Origin of the sequence: Rhodococcus sp. KRD175 (genome assembly GCF_017168275.1) — a bacterium.
GTDB lineage: Bacteria > Actinomycetota > Actinomycetes > Mycobacteriales > Mycobacteriaceae > Rhodococcoides > Rhodococcoides fascians.
Window position 1 is genome coordinate 104,777 of the sequence record NZ_JABFAQ010000015.1, and the last position, 22,545, is coordinate 127,321.

The window sequence follows — 22,545 nt, forward strand, 5'->3', positions numbered from 1 at the left end:
CCGTCCGAGTGACGGGCACGGGACCGCCGGTTGTGCTGTGGCACAGCATGTTCGTCGACTCCTCGAGCTGGGATCGCGTCCTGTCGGAGCTGGCTGCAACTCGGACTGTGCACCTGGTCGACGCCCCATCCTGTGGTTCGAGCGACCCGTTGAGCGAAGCCGCCGATATCTCGGCGTGTGCCGATGCCGCTGTCGAACTACTCGAAGAGATGCAGCGCCGATGGGGATTCGGCAGCGTCGATTGGGTCGGAAATGCCTGGGGTGGTCATGTCGGTATGGAGGTAGCCGCGCGACGACCGGATCTGATCTCGACCCTCGTTGCGATCAGTGCGCCGACGCATCCCATCGACGAGGCGTTGCGTCGCAAGGTCCGCATGCTGCTGCCGCTGTATCGCCTTGTCGGGCTTCGTGGCCCGGTGCGATCGGCCATCGAGGAAACCATTTTCACCGATCATTCCCGAGCTCACGACCCCGAGGCGGTGCAGTTGCTGCGCGACACAATCGGGCGGGCGGGCCGTCGCCTGGCCATCGAAACGGCGATTCTGAATCGAACGGACTTGAATTGGGCTGCACAGGCCTTGACGTGTCCGACGCTGTTCGTCACCACCGACGATCGTGGTGAATGGACGCCGGAGGAGGCCCGCGCCGTGGTCGCCACGATGGTCGATGCGCGCGAGGCCACCGTCAGCGGCGCGCGGGTGATACCGGCGTTGGAGCAGCCGGATCGATTGGCCGAGGTGGTCGACGAGTTCTGGTCCAGGCGCGCAGATCCTCGCTGAACTCGAGGTTATGGACGGATTTGGGCCAGAATTCGTCCATAACTTCGAGTTCGCGGCGCGCTCAGGCGTCGAAGTGCTTGCGGTTCTTCAGCACTGGCAGGTTCTTGCGCACGGCGTCGACCAGCTCGGTATGGATGTCGATCGTCAGCATGCCGGGTGTCGCGTCGAGTTGGCCGAGGATCTCGCCGGTGGGGGAGCAGACGATGCTGTGGCCGACGCCCAGTGGGGCATTGCCTTCGGCGGCAGCAGGTTCGGCTTGATCGCAGGCCGCGATGAAAGTGGTCGAGTCCAGGGCGCGTGCGCGGGCGAGCAGGGTCCACTGCTCCACTTTGCCGTCACCCGATCCCCAGGACGCCGGTACCACGACGAGTTCGGCACCGAGGTCGCCGAGTTTCTGGAACAGGGCAGGGAAGCGAATGTCGTAGCAGGTCGCGAAGCCGACGCGGACTCCCGCGATGTCGAGCACGAGCGGGTCGGAACCCGGTGCGACGGTATCGGATTCGGCGAATCCGAACGCGTCGAACAGATGAATCTTGTCGTAGCTCGCCTCGACGCCCGGGCCGGTGACGAGCAGTGTGTTGGTCACTCTGTCGTCGGGCGCGGGAGTGAACATTCCGGCGACGACGGTGATGCCGGCGTCGGACGCGATCCGACGAACGGTCTGTGCCCATTCGCCGTCCAGTGGCTGCGCGAACTTTCGGATGGGTCCGCCGAAGCAGCGCATCATCGCCTCCGGGAACACGACGAGGTCCGAGCCTGCGTGCGCCGCGGCGCGGGTGTGGGTCTCGATGAGTTCGAGGTTCTCGGTGGGGTTTTCGCCACTGGTGATCTGGGCCAGGCTGATGCGGATAGTCGAGCTCACGGTGTGACTCCTGGTTTCGTCGGGGGAAGACAGGTATACATATCGTATGCAACCACTGTCGGGGAGGGACAAGGCGTACCAGTTCGTCCGTGATCAGGTGTTGTCGTCACCGGCCGCCACCGGCACTTTTCTGAACGAACAGGAACTTGCGACTCGAATCGGCGTATCGCGCACGCCGGTCCGTGAGGCGTTGCTGATGCTGCAGTCCGAGGGTCTGGTCGAGATGGTGCCCAAGCGCGGTGCTCATGTGCCGGCGATGTCCGGACGGCAGATCGCCGAATTGATGGATCTGCGAGGCGTTCTGGAACGGCACGCGGCGTCGCGGGCGCTGCGTGCCGGTGACGCTCCGATCGCGGCGATGCAGCATGCGTTGCATCAGCAGGAGCTGCTGATGAATTCCGACAGCACCGACGCTCCCAAGGAATTCATCGACTGGGACGGGACGTTCCATCAGAGTTTGATCGATTCGGCGGGCAGTGATCTGCTCTCGCGCACGTATGCCGGTTTGCGGGCGCGTCAGCTCCGAGTGGGCTTGAGTGCGTTGTTCACCGCCGCCAACCGGCAACACCGAGTGTGCGCCGAGCACCAGGCCATCATCGACGCACTGAGTGCCGGCGACGAGGGCCTGGTGCACGAGAAGATCGACGCTCACCTCGAGGTCACGCTTCAGACTCTGTTGCGCGCGTAGCATTTTCGTGCTGCTGGCCCAGCAGCACGTAGTGCTCGTCCTCGGTGGGGTCCGGGTTGCGTCCGAGGGCGAGGCCGACGAGTGTCACGGCGCCGACAACGACGATGTACCCGGCGATCGGCACCCAGCTGTCCGTCTTGTCCAACAGGTAGACGAAGATCAGCGGAGCCATCGCACCACCGAAGACACCGGCGATCGTGTACGCCAACGAGCTGCCGGTCGAGCGCAATCGAACGCTGAACTGCTCGGTGACGAATGCTGCCTGTGGCCCGTACATGAACGAGTGGAACGCCAGGCCCACCACCACACCCAGGATCAGCAGCGGTAGCGATCCTCCGCCGATGACGAGGAAGAAGATCGCACTCCACGCGACACCGCCCACGGCTGCGACGCCGTAGACGAGGCGTCGGTTGATGCGGTCGGACACTGCTCCGGCGAGCGGGATCAGGCCGAGTTGGCATGCCGACCCGATCAGAATGGCGGTCAGTACCTCACTGCGCTCGAAGCCCAACTTCTGTGTGCCGTAGGTGATCGAGAAGACGGTGAACAGTGCGTAGATGACGTCCGGCGCGACACGAGACATGATGCCTGCCACCAGGGGTCGCAGTTCGGTCTTGAACACTTCGCTGATCGGTGCCTCGGAACGTTCGCCGCTTTCCTGCAGCGCCTTGAACACCGGGGTGTCCTCGAGCTTCAACCGGATCCACAGACCGAATCCGACGAGTACCGCGGAGAACAGGAACGCCACGCGCCATCCCCAGGACTCGAACTGCTGGTCGGTCAATGTCAGCGTCAGAACGGCAAGTGCACCGTTGGCGAGCAGGTTGCCCGCGGGTGGTCCGATCTGTGCTGCGGAAGACCAGAATCCGCGTTTGCGGGGATCGCCGTATTCGCTCGACAGGAGAACGGCTCCGCCCCATTCGCCGCCGACGGCAACGCCCTGACAGAAGCGCATCGTGACGAGAATGATCGGTGCCGCGATGCCGATGGAGTCGTATCCGGGGATCAGACCGATGGCGAAGGTCGTGACGCCGATCAACATCAGGGTGATGACGAGGAGCTGTTTTCGTCCGATGACGTCGCCGAGCCGGCCGAAGACGAACCCTCCGACCGGACGGGCGACGTACCCGACCGCGTATGTCGAGAAAGCCAGCAGAGTCCCGGTCAGTGGGTCGCTGTCCGGGAAGAAGACCAGCGGAAGCACCAGAGCTGCGGCGGCCGAGTAGACCGCGAAGTCGTACCACTCCAATGCCGTTCCGGTGAGGCTGGCCGCAAAGGCCTTGGCCAGGCCTTTTCTATCTACCGAAACAGGTTCGGTCATGACGACTCCTTCGTGTGCCTGGGATCACTCTATCCGTTGTACGTGCTCCATACTTGCTGTATACAAGACGTATGCGCAAGCCTTTGTGCGCATCGGAAACAGAAAATTTACGAGGAGAGGGTCCTTACTGATGCTCACATTCACGCTGCCCGACGGCACCTCCGAATCGGTCGAGGTGAACGCGTTGCTCAACGCCGGGTACGCCGGACGCAACCAGGAGGAGGTGGCGTCGCACATCGCGGAGCTGGCCGAACTGGGCGTTCCGGCTCCGACGGTGACCCCGGCGCTGTATCCCATTTCGCCGTACCTGGCGCAGCAGACGGACGCCGTTGCCGTCCAGCACGGCCGTACGTCGGGCGAGGCCGAGTGGGCGCTGGTGATCCTGGGCGACACGATCGACGACGTGCTGCTGACGGTCGCCTGCGATCACACCGACCGTGACCTGGAGGTGCACAGTGTCGCGTGGAGCAAGAACGCGGCTCCCGATGTGCTCGGCACCGGCGCGTGGCGTCTGTCGGAGGTCGCCGATCGGCTGGACGAGATCACCTTGACCGCGTGGGCGGACGGCGTCGCAATTCAGACCGGAACACTCGGTGATCTTCTCGCTCCGCACTACTGGCTCGACGTGCTCGCTGACCGTGGACTGTTCACCCGTGGAACCGTGTTGATCTCCGGCACCATCTCGATGCACCCCGGTGTGAACCAGTTCGCCGACACCTGGAAGGTCGAGATGGCCGACCCCGCAACCGGCAATACGCTGACCTGCGAATACAAGACGATGTTGATGCCAGCTCCGATCGGCTGACCGTGACGACGTAAAATCGGTGCCGACCATGCCCAGAACACCGCAGTCGGCGTCGGCGGGCCGGCACAACCGCAGGAGACTTCAGTGACGAAGCCAGTGATCGAATTTCAAGCCGGACCGGCACCGTTGGATCTGGTGACGGTCGACCTCGTCGAAGGTGACGGCGCAGAGGCAGTACCGGGCGGAAACGTAGAGGTGCACTACGTCGGCGTCGAGTTCGACACCGGCGAGGAGTTCGACTCGTCCTGGAACCGCGGCGAGTCCATCCAGTTCCCGCTCCGAGGCCTCATTCAGGGCTGGCAGGACGGCATCCCCGGGATGAAGGTCGGCGGACGCCGCCAGCTCACCATCCCGCCGGAGCTCGCATACGGCCCCGCCGGCGCAGGTCACCGTCTGTCCGGCAAGACGCTCGTCTTCGTCATCGATCTGCTCGACGTCAAGTAGCAGATCTCTCGTCAGCGGTCCTGTAGCTCGAGCACCAATCGGGCACCCCCGAGGGGGCTGTCTGCCAGATATGCGCGGCCACCGTGCAATTCGGCCTGCTGGGCCACCAGCGCGAGACCGAGGCCGGAGCCGCCCTTCGCGGCTCCGGCTCCACGCTCGAAGCGTCCGAACACCGACTCGCGTTCGTCCACCGGAACGCCGGATCCGTTGTCGTCGATCAGGATTCGGACCAGCGCGTCCGCGCGCTCGACGCGAATGACGACGGTGCTCGCCCCGCCGTGACGGACGGCGTTGCCGATCGCGTTGTCCACCGCGAGTCGAACTCCGGTGGGGAGTGCGCGAATCGTGATCTCGCACTCCGGTTCCGACTCCACCCGAACGTCCAGACCCGGGTGCTGACGCTGCGCGTCCTGCGCGGCGACGTCGCAGATGTCGATGATGTCGGTCTCGACCCGGTCGCCCTCGCTGGACAATTCACCCGATGCCAATCGTTCGAGCGCGGTCAGGGTCGTCTCGACTCGGCCCTGAGTGCGTTCGAGGTCGGTCAGGATTTCCTGTTGCTGCGCGCGCTCGAGATCGAGGGTGCGCAACACTTCGATGTCGGTACGCATCGCAGTCAACGGGGTGCGCAGCTCGTGGGCCGACACGGCCGCAAAATCGCGTGCCGTGTCCAGGGCGGCATTGGTGCGTTCCTGTGCCTCGTTCAGTCGGGTGAGCATGCCCCCGATCGCGACCGCGAGCTCGTCGGCCTCGGTGACTCCGGTTCGGGTCTGCGGCGCCGACGGAGGCTGAGCGCTGACCTGCCGCGTCAGCGTCACCAGCGGTCTGACGGCACGTCCTCCGAACAGCCAACCCAGGCCCGTCGACACGGCGACCGCAGCCAGCCCCAGCAGGATCACCTGTCTCTGTTGCTCGTCGGTCACCTGCTGCGCCTCGATGGCCGGGACACCGATGGAGATGGACACGGACGAGACCACGGTCGAGGTCGCGGTGTAGACCCGAAACCGCTGACCGTCCACATCCACTGTCTGAGAACCGGTGTCGAGGGCCGGCAACCGCGTAGGAGTCGAGGCGACGACGATGTCTCCGCTGCGAATGGTGACAGCGAACGCTCCGGACAGCTGATCGATGAAGGCTTCCAGCGTCGACGAGTTCGGGACCAGCACCTGCGATGCCGTCGTCAGACGCTCGTCGAGCTGGTTGACGTTGTTGCGGGAAATGGCCACCGACGTCACCACGGCCAGGGCCGCCACGACAAGGGTGGCACCGAGGGCCGTCGCCGCCGCGACCCGGGCGCGAAGCGAGAAACTCATACCGACTCCCGCACGACGAAGCCCACACCGCGGACGGTGTGCAGGATGCGCGGCGAGCCGTCGCTCTCGAGTTTGCGGCGTAGATAGCCGACGAACACGTCGACGACGTTGGTGTCGGCGACGAAGTCGTAGCCCCAGACCAATTCGAGGAGTCGCTCACGCGTCAGTACGACGCCCTTGTTGCGAGCAAGAATGGCCAGCAACTCGAACTCGCGCTTCGTGAGATCGATGTCGACGCCGCCGCGGTGCACTCGGTACCCCGCGATATCGACAACCAAAGTGCCCACGGCGACAGCCGAATTGGGGATACCGGGATCGACTGCGGGAATGACCGGACTGGTGCCGCGCCGTCGGAGCATGGCCCGGATGCGGGCCACCAGCTCGGCGAGCACGAACGGTTTGGTGAGGTAGTCGTCGGCACCGGATTCGAGACCGGCGATGCGATCGTCCACGGAGCTGCGGGCACTGAGAACACAGATCGGAATGTCGTTCCCCATGGCGCGCAACGCAGTCACGACGCTTGCGCCGTCGAGCACCGGCATGTTGATGTCGAGCACGATCGCATCGGGCGAGGTGCGCGACACGACGCCGAGCGCCTCGGCCCCGTCCGACGCCGTGATGACCGTGAAGCCGGACAGGCGCAGGCCGCGCTGCAGCGACGACAACACATCGGTGTCATCGTCGACGACGAGGACGGTGGCGGGGGTGCTCGGCGATTCGGTCACCTCCCAATGCTAGGCAACCCAGCTGTCTACGGTGGTACGCCGCTCCTCGGGCGTCTTGGCGAAGAATTCCTCGAGGGCCGTGCGGCGATCGACGTCGGCGTCGAGGGTCCAGGCGAGGGCGGGTGCCTTGGCATAGAGCTGCTCGTAGTACTTCTCGAACGTGCAGGTGCTCTCGACGAGGGAGAGGGCACCGGGGAAGGGGCGGATGTTCGTCATGATGTTCTCTCCTCTGCTCGCGGCTGATCGGCGTATTTCCCAAGGTAGGGGGCGATGTTGCGGCGTCGGTGAGCATGGATTGGCGATTCTCTGAGAATCCCCGAAACAGCGATGGGGGTTGCTCGTAGCCGGGTTGGGTAAGACTGACGGCATGTCGCTCGTTTGGTTTCGCCGTGATCTCCGACTGGGGGATCTGCCCACCCTCACCGCCGCTGCCGAGTCCGGGGATCCGGTACTGGGGCTCTTCGTACTGGACGACCGATTGCTGAAGCCCTCCGGCGGTCCGCGCAAGGACTTCCTGTTCCGGTCGCTCGAGGCACTGGACGAGCAGCTCGACGGCAGGCTGATGGTGGTGCACGGCGACCCCGAGACGGTGGTGCCGAAGGTGGCGAAGGCGATCGACGCCGACGAGGTCCACATCAGCGCCGATTACGGTCCGTACGGCCGGTCGCGGGACCAGCGCGTCGGCGAGAAGGTGACGCTGGTCGAGACCGGTTCGCCGTATGCCGTTGCGCCCGGACGGATCACCAAGAACGACGGTGAGCCGTACAAGGTGTTCACGCCGTACTCACGGCAGTGGATGGAACACGGTTGGCGCGGACCGGCCGATACGTCCGCGAAAACCGTGACGTGGATCGACCCCGACCACGTGAAAGGCGTGAAGAGGGCGAAAGTTCCGAGCGAGAACGAGACCTCCGACGCCGATGCAGGCGAGCAAGCCGCACGGGCGCAGTGGAAGGATTTTCTAGACGACGTCTCGAAGTACGACGACGAACGCAACCGCCCCGACCTCGATTCGACGAGCCGGATGTCGGTGCATCTGAAGTACGGCACCATTCATCCGCGAACCATGCTGGCCGACCTGGGCAAGCTCCGCAACGAGGGTGCCGCTGCGTATCGGAGGCAGATCTGCTGGCGAGACTTCTACGCCGACATCCTGTTTCAGCGCCCCGACAGTGCGCGCGAGAACTACGTCAAGAAGTTCGACAAGATCGAACTGGACTCGGGCAAGCACGCCGACGAGCTGTTCGAGGCCTGGTGTAAGGGCGAGACCGGCTTTCCGATCGTCGATGCCGGTATGCGGCAATTGAACTCGGAGAAGTGGATGCACAACCGAGTCCGTATGATCGTCGCGTCGTTCCTCGTCAAAGACCTGCACCTGCCGTGGTGGCGAGGTGCCCGCTATTTCATGCAGCATCTCGTCGACGGCGATCTGGCCAACAATCAGCACGGCTGGCAGTGGACCGCGGGCACCGGTACCGACGCCTCGCCGTACTTTCGAGTGTTCAACCCGATCACCCAAGGTGAGAAATTCGATCCGACGGGCGATTACGTACGGCGCTGGGTGCCGGAGCTACGCGGTGAGGAGGGAAAAGCCGTGCACACGTTGAAGTTCGGCCGACCCAAGGAGTACGTGGATCCGATCGTCGACCACAAGCACGAGCGTGAGGTTGCTATCGCTCGGTTCAAGGCCCTGTGACGGCTGCTATCTCCTGCGGGACAATCCGACACCCACGAGGCAGATGACACCGCCGACGACGGCGAGAATGTGCGGTATCTCGCCGAGCAACAACCAGGCCAGAGTGATGGTGATCGGCGGCACCGCATACGTGGTGATGCCGAGCTTGCCTGCGTTCATGCGCGTCAGCGCATAGGCCCAGGTGCTGAACGCCAGCGCGGTGGGAACCAGGCCGAGGTAGAGCAGTCCGCCGGTGGCTCCGGCCGAGGCGGTGGACAGGTCGTCGAGCAGAGCAGGCGCGAACGGGAGTGTGCAGACCGCCCCGATGGTGCAGGCCATCCAGGTGACCTGCAGGCCGGGGACCGTGCGCAGTACCGGCTTCTGGCTGAGTACTCCGATCGCATAGGTCACTGCGGATACGAGACACAGTGCGATGCCGAGGAAGTCGGCGTCCGTCCTGGTGGTCGAGGTGGTGGTGACGGCGGTGACGACGCCGACCATGACGGCACCGGCGAACGCGATACCGGCACCGATCACCAACCACTTCGGAAAGCCCTCGCCCAGAAGCAGACCGGCGAACAGCGCCACCAGGATGGGGCCGATCTGAATGATCATCGACGTCGTTCCGGCGTCGACACGTTGCTCGGCGGCGTTGAGGGCGACGTTGTAGACGCCGAACCAGAACACGCCGACGCTGGCGATCTGTAACCACTGCGTGCGGTTCGGCTTGACCCACTGTCTCCTGACCAGCACGATCGCGCCGAGGGCGCACGATCCGATGAGGAGCCGGCCCAGAGCGAGTGGGCCGGCACCGAACGACTCGCCGACGCCGCGGATGGCGACGAAGGCCGAGGCCCACGAGATCACCGTGACGGTGACCGCACCGAGTGCGAGCCAGTCGACGGCGGGGCGGGTGTCGAGATCTGTCATGCCGAGGACGCTATCGTGCGGGAGTGCCCCATGGCGCGCGGGTTTCGGCCATGGTTGCTTCGGTTTCCGCCTATCTGCCGAGTAGCTTCTCCAGTGCATCGAGGACTGCGGGATCCTCAATGGTCGACGGCACGCCGTATTCCTCGCCTGCGACGATCTGACGCATCGTCTTCCGCAGGATCTTGCCCGATCGGGTCTTCGGCAGCGCTCCGACGATCGTCACGTCGCGGAACGTTGCGAGCGCACCGATCTGATCGCGAACCATGGCCACCAATTCGGTGCGCAGCTGTTCCTCGGTGATGTTCTCGCCGGCCTTGAGCACTACATAGCCGCTGGGACGCTGTCCTTTGAGGTCGTCGTGAATACCGATGACGGCGCACTCGGCGACGGCCGGATGGCCGGCGAGTACCGCCTCCATCGATCCGGTGGACAGACGGTGTCCGGCGACGTTGATGACGTCGTCGCTGCGACCGAGTACGTAGACGTACCCGTCGGCGTCGATGTAACCGGAGTCGCCGGTGAGGTAGTAACCGGGGAAAGTATCGAGATACGAACGCTGGAAACGTGATTCGTCGTTCCACAGTCCGACCAGTGCACCGGGCGGCAGTGGCAGCTGCACGACGATGTTGCCCTCCGAGCCTGCGTCCACGGGATTACCGGACGCGTCGAGGATACCGACCTGAAATCCCGGTACCGGCACGGTCGGCGATCCGGGTTTGATCGGAAGTGGTTCCAGCCCGCGAAGGTTGGCGCAGATGGCCCACCCGGTCTCGGTCTGCCACCAATGGTCGACGACGGGTCGATCGAGGGTGCGTGAAATCCACTCGTACGTATCGGGATCGAGGCGTTCACCGGCGACGAACAGTGTCTCGAGCGAGGACGTGTCGTATTTCTCGAGCTCGGCGGCGTGCGGATCGACCTTGCGAATGGCGCGTAGCGCGGTCGGTGCGGTGAACAGGGCCCGCACACCGTGGTCCTGAATCACCCGCCAGAACGCGCCTGCATCGGGAGTCCCGACAGGCTTGCCCTCGTAGAGAACCGTTGTGGCACCGGCGAACAGCGGGCCGTAGACGATGTACGAGTGTCCCACCACCCACCCGACGTCGGAGGCTGTCCACATCACCTGACCGGCATTCACGTCGTAGATGTTGCGCATCGACCACGTCAACGCGACGGCATGACCGCCGTTGTCGCGCACCACGCCCTTGGGCTTGCCCGTCGTACCAGACGTGTAGAGGATGTACAGCGGATCCGTCGCCGCCATCGAAACCGGTTGTGCGGCGGATGCGTCGGCGATGAGGGTGTCCCAATCCAGCCACTCGTGTTCGCCGGGAATGCCCTCTCGTGATTTTACGATCACGGCCGGTGTGTTCGCGGTCGTGAGCGTCAGGGCGCGCTGCACCAAGGGGAGGTATTCGATGACGCGACCCGGCTCGAACCCACCGCTCGCGGTGATCAGCAGCACCGGCTCGGCGTCGTCGATTCTCGCTGCGAGCTCCTTGGCCGCGAAGCCGCCGAACACCACCGAATGCACCGCGCCGAGCCGTGCGCACGCGAGCATCGCGATGACGGCCTCGGGAATCATCGGCAGATAGATGACCACGCGGTCGCCCGGTCCGACGCCCTGCGCGCGCAGCACCCCGGCGAAGCGCGCGACCTGGTCGAGAAGTTCGGCGTAGGTGTAGCTCCGGGTGAGCCCGAGCATCGCCGAGTCGTAGATCAGTGCGGTCCGATCCCCGTGGCCGGCGTCGACGTGCCGATCCAGGGCGTTGACGCACGTGTTGAGACGGGCTCCGGGAAACCACTGCGAACCGTCGAACGCCGTGGTGGGAGGGGTGTCCCAGTCGACTCCCGACGCGGCCGCCAGCCAGAAATCCTCGCGGTTCTCGATGCTGCTGTCGAATGCCTGCCGATACTCGCCACTCATGTCTGCGAGCGTAGTTCGAGGTGGGGTGGTCCGGGCCGGGTTGCGCACTACCGGCGACGACCGGCGGAATCCCGTCGACCGGCGGTCGTTGTGTGCACTGGTGCCCACACGCCGTCAAGATTCACGGCCGAGGCGTCAAGATTGCGTCAACACCCCTGTTCGACGCCACCGCCCGGCGCAAGACTTCTTCTCATGACTCTTGTGGACATTCTTCCGTCTCTCGGTGCCGCCTATGTGTCGCGGTGCGATCCAGCGCTCTGGCCAGAGGACACTCACTGTGTGTGCGGCCGCATCACCGTCGACGGCGTCGCGCTCGAGGATGTGGCCGATGCCGAGGGCACTCCGGTGCAGTGGGGTCGGATTCTGATCACTCGCGTGCGGTCGGTCATCGCCGGCGAGGTGGGCGTCGATGCGGAGTTCGGTGATCTTCAGCAGGCAGTAGTGGTCAACCGGCACTCGGTGGGCCCGGTGGTCAAGGTCGACGTGCACGGTCCGGGGCGCAGTTGCGTCAGTCCGGTCGAGTTGCCAGCCGACCTGCGTGCGGGCGACGTAGTAGCGCTCGTGACCTCGCACGTGCACGGCGGAGCCTGCGGTCGTTCCGCAGGCTCCACTCCGGTCTCGTAGCAGGGGTCGAGTTTCCACTCACAAGGCGACCCCGAGAGTGCGGTAGCGGCCGAGTCTCGCACTCGTCCGAGCTGCCGCTTCGAGGGTCGACAGCTCGCGTAGTTCGCGGACAATGGCATCGGCGATGCGACCGGAGAACGCGGCCGGTTCGTCGGCTGCATCGGGGAGTTCGGGAACGATGGCGTCGACGATGCCGTCTCGCAGCAGATCGACCGACCGAATGCCCTGAGCCTCGGCCATGTCCGGTGCATGGGCGGTATCGCGGTGCACGATGGCACTGGCACCCTCGGGTGGAAGTGGTGCGAGCCAGGCATTCTGGGCACACAGGACGCGGTCGGCGGGCAGCAGTGCGAGTGCTCCGCCGCCGGTGCCCTGGCCCAGTAGTACCGACACCGTCGGGGTGTTCACGGTGACCAGGTCGGAGATCGACCGCGCGATCTCGGGAGCGAGACCACCCTCCTCGGCTTCCTTGGACAGTGCTGCGCCGAATGTGTCGATGACGAGTACCAGAGGTAGCCGGAGTTCCTCGGCCAGGCGCATGCCGCGGCGAGCTTCTCGTAGTGCGGCGGGTCCCATCGTTGCCGTGGCGGTGCTGCTGCTTCGGTCGTTGCCGAACAGCACGCAGGAGACACCGCGAATGCGGCACAGGGACAACAGGATCGAGGTGTCGGCCTCGCCCTGGCCGGTGCCGCTGAGCGGAACATGTTCGGCCGCAGCATGTTCGATGATCTGCCGAATCCCTGGACGATCGGCGCGGCGCGACGACTGCACCGAGTGCCAGGCCGATTGCTGGGGAATGCTCGTACGTTCGACTTCGGGAACGTCCGTCCACACGGATGCGTCGACGATCACTCGCAGCGTGCGGATCAGCAAGTGACGCAATTGCTCGACCGGCACCACACCGTCGATGACACCGTGCTGGTACAAATTCTCGGCGGTCTGGACGCCATCGGGAAATGGCTTGTCGTACAGGGCCTGATACACCCGCGGGCCGAGGAACCCGATGAGGGCCTCGGGTTCGGCGACGGTGACGTGGGCCAGTGAACCCCAGGATGCGAAAACGCCTCCCGTCGTCGGATTGCGGAGATACACCACATACGGCAGGTGCGCCGCTTTGTGTGCGGTGACGGCGGAGGCGATCTTGACCATCTGCACGAAGGCCAACGTTCCCTCCTGCATGCGCGTGCCGCCGGAGGTGGGGGAGGCAATGAGTGGCAGGCCCTCTGCAGTGGCGCGCTCGATTGCGGAGGTGATGCGCTCGGCCGCCGCGACGCCGATCGATCCGGCGAGAAACGCGAACTCGCAGGCAACGATTGCGACGCGTCGGCCGTCGATGGTGCCCTCGCCGGTCAACACCGATTCGTCGACGCCACTCTTCTCGCGAGCCTTGGCCAGATCCTTCAGATAGGACTCCCCAGGATGGACGTCCACGGGCGTGGAGTCCCACGACACGAACGATCCGCCGTCGAGAACGGAATCGAGAATCTCGGCGGCGGATGTCCGTGGGCTCATGGCGCGAACTCTATCGAGCGAATGCTTCCTTCCACGAGACGGTCTTGCCGATCCGAAGAATGGAGCGCTGATAGATCTTCGCTGCGCCCATCGCCAGGATCGCGGTGGTGATCACCATCAGGACTGCCGAACCGACGATCTGCACCGGCGAGGTCACGCCCGCGGCGATGCGCAGCGGCATCATGATCGCCGAGAACGGCGGGATCCAGCTCAGCGTGTTGGCGAGAGTGCTCTCCGGATCGCTGACGGAATAGAAGGCCGCGAAGAACATGGCCATGATCAGGATCAGCAGTGGCATGGTCGTCGAGTTCACGTCCTCCTGCCGCGAGACCATGGATCCGCCCGCTGCGTAGAGCACCGCGAAGAACGCGAAGCCGAGAATGAACCACGCGAGTGTGGCCGCGAAGACACTCACCGCGGCACCGGTGACGGTGAGTACGCCTGTGCCCAATCCTGCTCCCACACCGGCAATTCCGTACAGAGCAAGCTGCAGGATGCCGACCGCACCGATGCCCAGAATCTTGCCCCAGAGCAACTGCAGGGGGCGAACGGTGGAGAGCAGCAGTTCGACCACGCGCGAAGACTTTTCTTCGACGACGCCCATCGCGACGTACATGCCGAAGCCGATGATCTGTGCGTACAACAGGAACACGGCCGACAGGGCCAGGGCTGTCCGCTGACCGGCCTCGGGGTCGGGCGGATCGATCGCGTCGACGGTGACCGTCGCGGCACTCGTCGCTGCCCCGAGCTCGTTCTGGTCGACACCCTGTTGCGCCAGTGCAGCATTCGTGGCCTGCGTCGCGACACTGCCTTCGACGACGGCGCGCAACGTGCCGGTCAGATCGGACTCGGTGACGGCGGTGTACGCGCCCGCAGTGCCGTCGGGAACCAGCGCCACATCGAGATCCCCGGATTCGACGCCACTGCGCGCGGCCGCCGCGTCGGCAACGTCACGGACTTCGACGGGGCTACCGACGGCGTCGCCGGTCGCCTCCAATACCGTTGCAATGGACTGGTCCCCGGCGACGCCGATGACGTCGCGCTCTTCGTCACCGCTGCCGGAGAAGATCGAGAATGCGATGATGCCGCCGACGATGACGGCCAGGATGATCACGTTGCTGATGACGAAGCTCTTCTTCATCACCTGAACGGTGAACTCGCGCTTGGCTATCAAGGACACTGCGCTGAAGGAGTTCAGTTGGGAGCTCATGCCACTACCGCCTCTCGGAACAGGTCGCTCAGGGAAGGTTTCTGGATGGAGAATTCGTGTACCGGTCCGGTCGCGAGAGCGGCCCGCAGGACTTCTTGATCATCGGCTCCCGGTGCCAGCCCGAGAACGGTGACGCCGTCGCTGTGCCCGAGTGTGCTCACTCCGGCGATGCCCGACGCCCATCCGGGCGCAGCGTTCGGTGCGTGGACGTGCAGGTGCGAATCTCCCGATCCGCGTAGTTCGTCGACGGTACCGACGGCTTTCATCGAGCCTGCGGCGATGATGCCGACTCGGTCGCACAGGCGTTGCACCAGATCGAGTTGGTGGCTCGAGAACACCACCGGCACTCCGGCAGCGGCCTTTTCGCGCAGTACCTCGCTCATGACGTCGACGGCGATCGGGTCGAGGCCGGAGAACGGTTCGTCCAGCACGAGCACTGCGGGGTCGTGCACCAGCGCGGCTGCCAACTGCACGCGCTGCTGATTCCCCAGGCTCAGTGCGTCGACGGTGTCGTTCACTCGCTCGTCGATGCCGAGGCGTTCGGTCCAGCGAATCACTGCGGCTTTGGCATCCTTCGACGAGAGGCCGTGTAGCTCGGCCATGTACGCCAATTGCGGGCCGACCTTCATCTTCGGGTACAGCCCGCGTTCCTCCGGCATGTAACCGATGGTGCGGCGGACATCGAGGTCGACGGGCTTGCCGCCCAACAGAACCTGGCCGGAATCTGCCGACAGGACTCCGAGCGCGATGCGCATCGTGGTGGTCTTGCCCGCGCCGTTGCTGCCGACGAAGCCGAACAGTTCGCCCGGCCGGACGTCGAAACTCAGGTTGTCCAAGGCGATCTTGTCGCCGTATCTCTTGGAGACGGAGTCGATCGTGAGGGTGCTCATGGTGCCCTTTCGGTCGTTACTGCTGGTCGAACTCTTCGGTGTCTTCTGGTTCGGGGTCAGGGGCTATCCACGCGAGAATCATTGCGGGGGAGCAGATGCCGGTCATCAGTGCGGCGAGAGTCCATCCGCCACCTGCGTAGGCCAGGCGCGGCATCTCGTCGTTCGCCGTGGACAGGAAGATGGACGCGAACGCCGCCGCCATCACCAGGGTCTGCGTGACGGTGAGGCGGATGGATCGAGCTTCGTTGCGCTGCTGCACTTCCCACTCGTCGAGTGCTCCTACCGGTGCGTCTCCGTGCCGGCCCGAGACCGTCTGGAGAACAGTCCACACCGGTATGAACACCAGGGCGGCCGGTATCCATCCGATCGCGAACCACTTCGAGAACAGGCTGCCGATACTGACGACGAAAAATGCGAAGAGGAGTGCAGCCACAGCGACAACGAGGATTCGGCGTCGATGCTGGGTTCGCCAGGCGGGTAGCCAATGCCGTGTCTTGGCGTCGTTCTCGAGGAATCGCCGGGTGCGATACGCCTGATAGCGGGTGAGGATGTCGGAGCCGGGCGTGGTCATCGATCCTTTTCCTTTCGGAAGAGTTCGGCCGAGAGTGGTCCGAGTTCGGTGCGTGAGAACACCGCTTCGATCGGCAGATCGAAGACGTCGCAGATGCGCATCGCGAGGTCCAAGCTCGGGTAGTGGTCGCCTCGTTCGAGGGCACCCACCGTCTGGGGATTCACTTCGACGAGTTCGGCCAGTTGCGCGCGGCTCATCTTTCGTTCTGCCCGCAGAACACCCACCCTGTTGTAGATCGGGAGCGCGGTACCGCGCTTGACGGGGCTCATGACAATGAAGTGTTGTATAAACCCAACGATGTGTCAACAGGTGATAACAAAACTGCCGATTTGTCTACGGGGTGTGCTGCTCCCGAGTGGAGGCGACGATGGCACGCATCGTGGTCAGAAACTCATCGATCGTTGCCCGCTGCTCTGGCGTGAAGCGGGCGAGCTCGTCGACGGCCTGGCCGATGACGGGGCCGAAGAACGTTGTCCCGAGTTCCGACGCGTGCGCAGTCACGCGCAGCAATACTCGCCGGCGATCGGCCGGGTCGGGTTCACGTAGTACCAAGTCCCGCCTGCACATTCGATCTACCAAGGCTGTTACCGACGCGGATTCCAGGCCCAGCTGGGTTCCTAGCCAACCGGGCGTAGCGCGCGTTCCGGCTCGGTCCGCGTCGAGGAGACAGATCAGCGCCCGGATGTCCGTCGGGTGGAGTGCATGTCTCTGCGCGAATTCTGCGCCCAGAAGATCGAGGTCGACCGTCAGTGCGCGTAGCTGATGGACGGTAGAGGCGGGCTCGGTCATGTGCTGATCCCTCGAGAGATGCTGGACGGGAAGTCTCTCTATTGTCTACTATCTCGATCATCGAGAGAATGGGGGCATCAGTGACGCTCGACCGATTCTTCACCGCCTACGACCGAGTGCTGCAGAAGTGGCCGGCGGATACCCAAGCCATCGACGTGGACACGGTGTACGGCACCACGCGAATCAACGCCTGCGGACCCGTCGACGGCCCGGCGCTGGTGCTGCTCCCTGGGGCGGGTGCCACGTCCACCGTGTGGTTCGCCAACGTCGAGGCGCTCTCGCAGCGATATCGGGTGTACGCGGTCGACCTCATGGGCGACGTCGGACGGAGCGTGCCCGGTGAGCAGTCCATCGACTCCGTGGACGAGCTGCTGAACTGGGTGACGGCGGTGCTGGATGAACTGGGCCTTCGAGCTGTGGCACTGTGCGGCCATTCCTACGGCGCGATGATCGCTCTGGCGTACACCTTGCGCAACGAGAGCCGCGTGGATGCGTTGACCCTACTCGATCCCAACGCATGCTTCGGCTCCATGAGTCCGCGGTATCTGCTGCATGCCCTGCCGATATTGCTCGCTTCCAACGAGAAACGGCAGCGTGCTTTCGTCCGATGGGAAACCGATGACGCGCAGTTGGATCCGGATTGGCTCGACGTACTTGCTCTGGGAGCCGCGCATGCTCCGACCACAAAAACCATTGTTCCGAAACGGCCGAATCCTGCTACGTTCGCGAACTTCGGTGTAGCGACAACCGTGGTGCTGGCTGGGAATGGCAAGGTGCACAATGCCGCTCGAATCGAATCGGCGGTCCGAACCGCCCTGCCTGCAGCGCGGACCGTGATACTCGACGGAGCCACGCATCACACGTTGCCGATGCTTCCCGCCGCCGAGGTGAACGAAATTCTTCTCAGTTGACGAAAATCGGGTGCAGCTAGCCGCGCTCACCACCGCGGTCAGCTGCACCCGATTTCACTGCGACCTACTTCTCTCTCAGCTGCCCATCGTTCATCGTCCAGTGACGAGTGCTGCGAACGGTGTCGAGCATGCGGCGATCGTGGGTCACCAGCAGCAGGGTGCCCTCGAAGTTTTCCATCGCGCGTTCGAGTTGTTCGATGGCGGGCAGGTCGAGGTGGTTGGTGGGCTCGTCCAGCACCAGCAGGTTCACGCCGCGGGCCTGTAGCAATGCGAGTGCGGCACGGGTTCGTTCACCCGGCGACAAGGACGACGCCGGCCGCAGTGCGTCGTCGCCGCGCAGCCCGAACTTGGCCAACAGTGTGCGGACCTCGGCGTCGGGCCACTCGGGAACTGCTGCACTCAAGGCGTCGGACACTGTTCCGTCGCCGACGAAATAGGCTCGTGCCTGGTCGATTTCGCCGATCGCCACACCCGAACCCAGTGAGGCCGTTCCCTCGTCCGGCGTCAACCGGCCCAGCAGTACCGACAGCAGCGTCGTTTTGCCGGAGCCGTTGGGTCCGGTGATGAGGATGCGATCGCCCCAGTCGATCTGCGTCGTCACCGGACCGAAGGTGAAGTCCGATCGGCGTACGACGGCTCCGCCCAACACCGCGACAACGGTCCCGCTGCGAGGAGCCGCCGCGATCTCCATCCGCAGTTCCCATTCCTTACGGGGTTCCTCGACCACCTCGAGTCGCTCGATGCGGCGCTGTGTCTGCCGAGCTTTCGCGGCCTGCTTTTCGGTCGACTCGGCGCGAGTCTTGCGGGCGATCTTGTCGTTGTCGGTGGCCTTGCGTCGCGCATTGCGGACGCCCGATTCCATCCAGTTCCGCTGCATCTGCGCGCGAGACTCCAACGCCGACTTGGTGTCTGCGAACTCGTCGTACTTCTCCCGTGCATGCTGGCGCGCAATTTCACGTTCCGCGAGATAGGACTGGTAGCTGCCGTCGTACACATCGATGCGACGCTGCGCTCGATCGAGCTCGACGACACCGGTCACCGTCCGCGCCAGAAACTCGCGATCGTGACTGACGACGACGATGGCCGCCCGCGTCGCGACGACGAATTGTTCGAGTTGCTCGAGGCCTGCGAGGTCCAGGTCGTTGGTGGGCTCGTCGAGCAGAAGAATGTCGTAACGCGCGAGGAGAATCGCGGCGAGCCCGGCTCGGGCGGCTTGCCCACCCGATAGATCCGTCATGAATGCGCCGCCGTCGACATCGAGGCCCAGATCCGCGAGCACCTTCGCCGTTCGCTCCGCCAGATCCGCGCCGCCGAGAGCCAGCCACTTCTCCAGCGCCGGGGTGTAGAGGTCCTCGTCACTCGAACCCAACGCCTCGGCGGCTGCGTTCATGGAGGCTTCGGCATCGGTGACCCCGGTACGCCGGCCGAGGAAATCCAACACCGTCTCCCCGGCGATGCGCTCGGGCTCCTGCGCAAGATAACCGACGGTTGCGTCGGGCGGGCTGGTGTAGATCTCACCCTCGTGATCGGCCGTTCCCACGCCCGCCAGCAGCGTCAACAGCGTCGATTTACCGGCACCGTTCGCACCGACCAACCCGATCACATCACCCTCGGTCACCGTCAGATCGAGTCCGGAGAACAGGGTTCGATCGCCGTGAAAGGCGGCCAGATCGTCGATGCGGAGCGTGGCAGTCACTGGACCAGTATCCCCGGGACCGGGAACAGATTCACAGCGCCGTCCGTTGGCATTCGTATGACGTATTCAGCCGAGACCAGTACTGTCCCGACCATCGTGCTCAACGACGGCACGTCGATTCCCCAGCTCGGGTTCGGTGTGTGGCAGGTTCCCGACGACGGTGCCCAGGCCGCCGTGTCCGAGGCGCTGAAGGTCGGGTACCGCAGCATCGATACCGCCAAGGTGTACGAGAACGAGGCCGGCACCGGCAAGGCCATCGCGGAGTCCGGCATCGCGCGCGACGAGCTGTTCGTCACCACCAAGCTGTGGAACGACGATCAGGGCTACGACTCCACCTTGAAGGCCTTCGACGCCAGCATGGATCGTCTGGGCCTCGAGTACCTCGACCTGTACCTGATTCACTGGCAGCAGCTCGATCGCGACAAGTACATCGACACGTTCAAGGCGTTCCAGAAGCTGAAGTCGGACGGCCGCATCGGTTCGATCGGCGTCTCCAACTTCACCATCCCCACGCTCGAGAAGCTGATGGACGCCGTCGGTGAGGTCCCGTCGGTCAACCAGATCGAGCTGCATCCGCGCTTCATCCAGGAAGAACTGCGCGCTTTCCATACCTCGAAGGGCATCGCCACCGAGGCGTGGAGCCCGCTCGGCTCCGGCACCGTTTTGGACGATCCGGCCTTTGCGCCCATCGCCGAGGCACACGGCGTCACCCCGGCGCAGGTGATTCTGCGCTGGCACATCCAGCTCGGCAACGTCGTGATCCCCAAGTCGGTCACCCCGGAGCGGATCGCGAGCAACTTCGACGTGTTCGGCTTCGAGCTGAGCAACGACGAGATTCAGCAGATCAACGCTCTGGACACCGCCGACGGCCGCACCGGCCCGGACCCGGACAAGTTCAGCAGCTGACCCGCCATGTGAGTGGAACTTCGTAGTGGACTACGAAGTTCCGCGCACATGGGGGCCTAGTCTGTACCCATGTCGGAACCGCTCGCAGGCAAGACCGTTGCCCTCACCGCCGAGCGGCGTGCAGACGAATTGGCCACCATGCTCGAACGCCGCGGCGCGAACATCGTTCACGCCGCGGCGATTCATGTTCTGCCCCTGATCGACGACTCGGAGCTGAAGTCGGCTACCGAAGGCATCGTCGATCGTCCCCCGCAGATCGTGGTGATCAGCACCGGTATCGGCTTCCGTGGCTGGCTCGATGCGGCGGCCGAATGGGGTGTGCGCGACGACCTCCTGGCAGCGCTCGGGCACACGCGAATCATTGCGCGTGGCCCCAAAGCGCGTGGTGCGATCCGGGGTGCCGGGCTGCGTGATGAATGGTCGCCCGCCACCGAAGCATCGCAGGAAGTTGCCGATCATCTTGCTGCCCAGTGTATTTTCGGTGCCGACATCGCCGTGCAACTGCACGGCGTCATCACCGAATGGGAACCGACGATTCACCTGAGCGATGCTCTGAGCGAACTCGGCGCGCATGTACGCCCGATCCCCGTGTACCGCTGGATCCGCCCCGTCGATCAGGCCCCGCTCATGGACTTGTTGGCACAGATCATCGAGCATCGAGTGGACGCAGTGACGTTCACGAGCGCTCCCGCCGTCGCCTCCCTGCTGTCGACGGCCAAGGACAACGGCATGCTCGACGCCTTCCTCGCCGCACTTCGAGGCCCCGTCGCCGCGATCTGCGTGGGGCCGGTGACGTCGGCCCCGTTGGATGCGTTGGGCGTTCCGACGTCGATGCCGGACCGTGCGCGTCTCGGCTCCCTGGCCAAGTTCGTCGTCGAGCACCTGGGTTAACCCAGAGTCTCGAGCAACTCCGTCACCGCTGCTCGCCCGGCCCGGTTCGCCCCGATCGTGCTCGCGGACGGGCCGTACCCCAGCAGGTGGACGCGATGGTTCGCGGCCACCCGGGTGGTCAGCCTGCCGTCCATGACGATTCCGCCGCCGTGCCCGCGCAGTCGCAGCGGGGCAAGGTGATCGAGGGCGCTGCGGAATCCGGTGGCCCACAGGATCACGTCGGCGTGCTGGGTCGAACCGTCCTCCCAGACAACGGAATCGGCGGTGATCGAGGAGAACATCGGCTTGCGTTCGAGAGCGCCACGTTCGCGTGCGGCAGCCAGCGACGGGGTGAGCAACAGGCCGGTCACCGAGACGACCGAGCCCGGCGGCAGGCCCGCACGCACCCGCTCCTCGACCATGGCGACGGCTTTGCGTCCGGCGTCGTGGTCGAACTGGCTGTCCCGGAACACCGGTGGTCGACGCGTCACCCATGTTGTTGTGGTGAACTGCGAGATCTCGTCGAGTAGCTGCACGGCCGAGATTCCGCCGCCGACCACGACGACGTGTTTGCCGGCGAACTCGTCCGCAGTTCGGTAGTCCTTGGTGTGCAGTTGTCTACCGGTGAAGGACTCGGCTCCGTCGTAGTGCGGAACGAACGGCTTCTCCCACGTTCCGGTCGCATTGATGAGGCCCTCGGCTATGACGACCGTGTCCCCGGCCTCGACCCGAAAGAGTGGTTCGCGGTCGCACACGACGGTCACCGTGACGGGGCGTCGGACATGCAGTTCGACACGTTCCTCGTACGCGCGGTAATAGCGGGGAACCGCGTCGGCTGCCGCGATGGATTCGGGTGGCTCTTCTCCCAGCGTGTCGGCGAACGGCATCCCGGGCAGATCGTGCACGCCGTTGACGGTGCTGAGCGTCAGCGATGGCCACCGGAACTGCCAAGCACCGCCGGGTCCGGGGGAGCGGTCGAGCATGACGAAGCCCGCACCTGCGGCAAGTCCGGCCCGCCGGAGGTGGTAGCCGGCCGAGAGCCCAGCCTGGCCGGCACCGATGACAGCAACCCGAGTGTCGATCACGAGTATCAGTAG

Annotated in this window: 24 protein-coding genes; 9 read left to right on the top strand and 15 right to left on the bottom strand. The window is 64.7% G+C overall.

Annotated features, from left to right (window positions below; all coding sequences use genetic code 11):
* The first annotated feature begins 8 nt into the window (after positions 1-8).
* Positions 9-779, top strand: coding sequence for an alpha/beta hydrolase (locus tag J1M81_RS20810; RefSeq protein WP_308051294.1), 771 nt, complete (start codon positions 9-11; stop codon positions 777-779).
* Between the two features lie 61 nt (positions 780-840).
* Here J1M81_RS20810 and J1M81_RS20815 read toward each other — a convergent pair whose 3' ends face one another.
* Entirely contained in the window at positions 841-1,641 is an 801-nt protein-coding gene (locus tag J1M81_RS20815) for a carbon-nitrogen hydrolase family protein (RefSeq protein ID WP_027495928.1), read from the bottom strand.
* Between the two features lie 46 nt (positions 1,642-1,687).
* On the opposite strand from J1M81_RS20815, the gene J1M81_RS20820 reads away from it, so the two are divergent.
* Positions 1,688-2,329, top strand: coding sequence for a GntR family transcriptional regulator (locus tag J1M81_RS20820; RefSeq protein WP_032365894.1), 642 nt, complete (start codon positions 1,688-1,690; stop codon positions 2,327-2,329).
* Here J1M81_RS20820 and J1M81_RS20825 read toward each other — a convergent pair.
* A complete protein-coding gene (locus tag J1M81_RS20825) occupies positions 2,301-3,650 on the bottom strand; it encodes an MFS transporter (RefSeq protein WP_032372947.1) in 1,350 nt (449 codons plus the stop codon). The two genes, J1M81_RS20820 and J1M81_RS20825, sit on opposite strands and share 29 nt — an antisense overlap.
* Before the next feature lie 130 nt (positions 3,651-3,780).
* Between J1M81_RS20825 and J1M81_RS20830 the strand changes: the two genes are divergently transcribed.
* Both J1M81_RS20830 and J1M81_RS20835 read left to right on the top strand, forming a co-directional pair.
* Positions 3,781-4,455, top strand: a complete 675-nt coding sequence (locus tag J1M81_RS20830) for a DUF2848 domain-containing protein (protein WP_094666158.1) — start codon at positions 3,781-3,783, stop codon at positions 4,453-4,455.
* A gap of 84 nt (positions 4,456-4,539) precedes the next feature.
* Positions 4,540-4,899 carry an FKBP-type peptidyl-prolyl cis-trans isomerase gene (locus J1M81_RS20835; protein WP_027495932.1) on the top strand — a complete coding sequence of 120 codons (360 nt, stop codon included), beginning with the start codon at positions 4,540-4,542 and terminating at the stop codon, positions 4,897-4,899.
* An 11-nt stretch (positions 4,900-4,910) separates the two neighbouring features.
* Here J1M81_RS20835 and J1M81_RS20840 read toward each other — a convergent pair whose 3' ends face one another.
* Genes J1M81_RS20840 through J1M81_RS20850 form a run of 3 tightly spaced genes read right to left on the bottom strand, consistent with a single transcriptional unit; the run spans position 4,911 to position 7,153 of the window.
* The gene (locus J1M81_RS20840; RefSeq protein ID WP_027495933.1) at positions 4,911-6,212 is read right to left on the bottom strand and encodes a sensor histidine kinase KdpD; all 1,302 of its coding nucleotides are present in this window, start codon (positions 6,210-6,212) and stop codon (positions 4,911-4,913) included.
* Positions 6,209-6,937, bottom strand: a complete 729-nt coding sequence (locus J1M81_RS20845; protein ID WP_032388603.1) for a response regulator transcription factor — start codon at positions 6,935-6,937, stop codon at positions 6,209-6,211. The genes J1M81_RS20840 and J1M81_RS20845 overlap by 4 nt, the downstream gene beginning before the upstream one ends.
* Positions 6,938-6,946: 9 nt before the next feature.
* Complete coding sequence (locus J1M81_RS20850) at positions 6,947-7,153, bottom strand: hypothetical protein (protein WP_032365896.1); 207 nt, start codon at positions 7,151-7,153, stop codon at positions 6,947-6,949.
* 151 nt (positions 7,154-7,304) lie between these two features.
* Between J1M81_RS20850 and J1M81_RS20855 the strand changes: the two genes are divergently transcribed.
* Complete coding sequence (locus J1M81_RS20855) at positions 7,305-8,633, top strand: deoxyribodipyrimidine photo-lyase (protein WP_206498746.1); 1,329 nt, start codon at positions 7,305-7,307, stop codon at positions 8,631-8,633.
* A 6-nt stretch (positions 8,634-8,639) separates the two neighbouring features.
* Here J1M81_RS20855 and J1M81_RS20860 read toward each other — a convergent pair whose 3' ends face one another.
* Positions 8,640-9,542: a DMT family transporter gene (locus tag J1M81_RS20860; RefSeq protein WP_032372942.1), complete on the bottom strand. Its 903-nt coding sequence runs from the start codon at positions 9,540-9,542 to the stop codon at positions 8,640-8,642.
* A 70-nt stretch (positions 9,543-9,612) separates the two neighbouring features.
* Positions 9,613-11,469 carry a propionyl-CoA synthetase gene (locus J1M81_RS20865; RefSeq protein ID WP_206498747.1) on the bottom strand — a complete coding sequence of 619 codons (1,857 nt, stop codon included), beginning with the start codon at positions 11,467-11,469 and terminating at the stop codon, positions 9,613-9,615.
* 192 nt (positions 11,470-11,661) lie between these two features.
* Between J1M81_RS20865 and J1M81_RS27055 the strand changes: the two genes are divergently transcribed.
* Positions 11,662-12,093, top strand: a complete 432-nt coding sequence (locus tag J1M81_RS27055; protein WP_032372940.1) for a hypothetical protein — start codon at positions 11,662-11,664, stop codon at positions 12,091-12,093.
* Positions 12,094-12,111: 18 nt separating this feature from the next.
* On the opposite strand, the gene J1M81_RS20875 is transcribed toward J1M81_RS27055, so the two are convergent.
* The 6 genes from J1M81_RS20875 to J1M81_RS20900 all read right to left on the bottom strand — a co-directional run bounded on the left by J1M81_RS20875 (position 12,112) and on the right by J1M81_RS20900 (position 17,065).
* Entirely contained in the window at positions 12,112-13,605 is a 1,494-nt protein-coding gene (locus tag J1M81_RS20875; protein ID WP_206498748.1) for a carboxyl transferase domain-containing protein, read from the bottom strand.
* A gap of 10 nt (positions 13,606-13,615) precedes the next feature.
* Positions 13,616-14,815, bottom strand: coding sequence for an ABC transporter permease (locus J1M81_RS20880; protein WP_206498749.1), 1,200 nt, complete (start codon positions 14,813-14,815; stop codon positions 13,616-13,618).
* Complete coding sequence (locus J1M81_RS20885; protein WP_032381681.1) at positions 14,812-15,705, bottom strand: ABC transporter ATP-binding protein; 894 nt, start codon at positions 15,703-15,705, stop codon at positions 14,812-14,814. The genes J1M81_RS20880 and J1M81_RS20885 overlap by 4 nt, the downstream gene beginning before the upstream one ends.
* Before the next feature lie 16 nt (positions 15,706-15,721).
* On the bottom strand, positions 15,722-16,276 hold the full coding sequence (locus tag J1M81_RS20890) for a hypothetical protein (protein WP_206498750.1): 555 nt from the start codon (positions 16,274-16,276) through the stop codon (positions 15,722-15,724).
* Positions 16,273-16,545, bottom strand: coding sequence for a helix-turn-helix transcriptional regulator (locus tag J1M81_RS20895; RefSeq protein WP_032365905.1), 273 nt, complete (start codon positions 16,543-16,545; stop codon positions 16,273-16,275). The genes J1M81_RS20890 and J1M81_RS20895 overlap by 4 nt, the downstream gene beginning before the upstream one ends.
* A gap of 64 nt (positions 16,546-16,609) precedes the next feature.
* The gene (locus J1M81_RS20900) at positions 16,610-17,065 is read right to left on the bottom strand and encodes a MarR family winged helix-turn-helix transcriptional regulator (RefSeq protein ID WP_206498751.1); all 456 of its coding nucleotides are present in this window, start codon (positions 17,063-17,065) and stop codon (positions 16,610-16,612) included.
* A gap of 68 nt (positions 17,066-17,133) precedes the next feature.
* Here J1M81_RS20900 and J1M81_RS20905 point away from each other — a divergent pair, with 68 nt between their 5' ends.
* The gene (locus tag J1M81_RS20905; protein WP_206498752.1) at positions 17,134-17,976 is read left to right on the top strand and encodes an alpha/beta fold hydrolase; all 843 of its coding nucleotides are present in this window, start codon (positions 17,134-17,136) and stop codon (positions 17,974-17,976) included.
* A gap of 64 nt (positions 17,977-18,040) precedes the next feature.
* Here the strand turns inward: J1M81_RS20905 and J1M81_RS20910 are convergent, their stop codons facing one another.
* Positions 18,041-19,672, bottom strand: a complete 1,632-nt coding sequence (locus tag J1M81_RS20910) for an ABC-F family ATP-binding cassette domain-containing protein (RefSeq protein ID WP_206498753.1) — start codon at positions 19,670-19,672, stop codon at positions 18,041-18,043.
* A 57-nt stretch (positions 19,673-19,729) separates the two neighbouring features.
* On the opposite strand from J1M81_RS20910, the gene J1M81_RS20915 reads away from it, so the two are divergent.
* Entirely contained in the window at positions 19,730-20,578 is an 849-nt protein-coding gene (locus J1M81_RS20915) for an aldo/keto reductase (protein WP_063216894.1), read from the top strand.
* A gap of 69 nt (positions 20,579-20,647) precedes the next feature.
* The gene (locus J1M81_RS20920; RefSeq protein WP_206498754.1) at positions 20,648-21,469 is read left to right on the top strand and encodes a uroporphyrinogen-III synthase; all 822 of its coding nucleotides are present in this window, start codon (positions 20,648-20,650) and stop codon (positions 21,467-21,469) included.
* Here J1M81_RS20920 and J1M81_RS20925 read toward each other — a convergent pair.
* Complete coding sequence (locus tag J1M81_RS20925; RefSeq protein ID WP_206498866.1) at positions 21,466-22,539, bottom strand: NAD(P)-binding domain-containing protein; 1,074 nt, start codon at positions 22,537-22,539, stop codon at positions 21,466-21,468. The two genes, J1M81_RS20920 and J1M81_RS20925, sit on opposite strands and share 4 nt — an antisense overlap.
* Positions 22,540-22,545 lie beyond the last annotated feature (6 nt).

Coding starts and splice junctions, on each gene's coding strand:
- J1M81_RS20820 (WP_032365894.1), top strand. CDS start 1,688: ATGCAACCACTGTCGGGGAGGGACAAGGCGTACCAGTTCGTCCGTGAT.
- J1M81_RS20825 (WP_032372947.1), bottom strand. CDS start 3,650: ATGACCGAACCTGTTTCGGTAGATAGAAAAGGCCTGGCCAAGGCCTTT.
- J1M81_RS20830 (WP_094666158.1), top strand. CDS start 3,781: ATGCTCACATTCACGCTGCCCGACGGCACCTCCGAATCGGTCGAGGTG.
- J1M81_RS20840 (WP_027495933.1), bottom strand. CDS start 6,212: ATGAGTTTCTCGCTTCGCGCCCGGGTCGCGGCGGCGACGGCCCTCGGT.
- J1M81_RS20850 (WP_032365896.1), bottom strand. CDS start 7,153: ATGACGAACATCCGCCCCTTCCCCGGTGCCCTCTCCCTCGTCGAGAGC.
- J1M81_RS20855 (WP_206498746.1), top strand. CDS start 7,305: ATGTCGCTCGTTTGGTTTCGCCGTGATCTCCGACTGGGGGATCTGCCC.
- J1M81_RS20860 (WP_032372942.1), bottom strand. CDS start 9,542: ATGACAGATCTCGACACCCGCCCCGCCGTCGACTGGCTCGCACTCGGT.
- J1M81_RS20865 (WP_206498747.1), bottom strand. CDS start 11,469: ATGAGTGGCGAGTATCGGCAGGCATTCGACAGCAGCATCGAGAACCGC.
- J1M81_RS27055 (WP_032372940.1), top strand. CDS start 11,662: ATGACTCTTGTGGACATTCTTCCGTCTCTCGGTGCCGCCTATGTGTCG.
- J1M81_RS20875 (WP_206498748.1), bottom strand. CDS start 13,605: ATGAGCCCACGGACATCCGCCGCCGAGATTCTCGATTCCGTTCTCGAC.
- J1M81_RS20880 (WP_206498749.1), bottom strand. CDS start 14,815: ATGAGCTCCCAACTGAACTCCTTCAGCGCAGTGTCCTTGATAGCCAAG.
- J1M81_RS20885 (WP_032381681.1), bottom strand. CDS start 15,705: ATGAGCACCCTCACGATCGACTCCGTCTCCAAGAGATACGGCGACAAG.
- J1M81_RS20890 (WP_206498750.1), bottom strand. CDS start 16,276: ATGACCACGCCCGGCTCCGACATCCTCACCCGCTATCAGGCGTATCGC.
- J1M81_RS20895 (WP_032365905.1), bottom strand. CDS start 16,545: ATGAGCCCCGTCAAGCGCGGTACCGCGCTCCCGATCTACAACAGGGTG.
- J1M81_RS20900 (WP_206498751.1), bottom strand. CDS start 17,065: ATGACCGAGCCCGCCTCTACCGTCCATCAGCTACGCGCACTGACGGTC.
- J1M81_RS20905 (WP_206498752.1), top strand. CDS start 17,134: ATGGGGGCATCAGTGACGCTCGACCGATTCTTCACCGCCTACGACCGA.
- J1M81_RS20915 (WP_063216894.1), top strand. CDS start 19,730: ATGACGTATTCAGCCGAGACCAGTACTGTCCCGACCATCGTGCTCAAC.
- J1M81_RS20920 (WP_206498754.1), top strand. CDS start 20,648: ATGTCGGAACCGCTCGCAGGCAAGACCGTTGCCCTCACCGCCGAGCGG.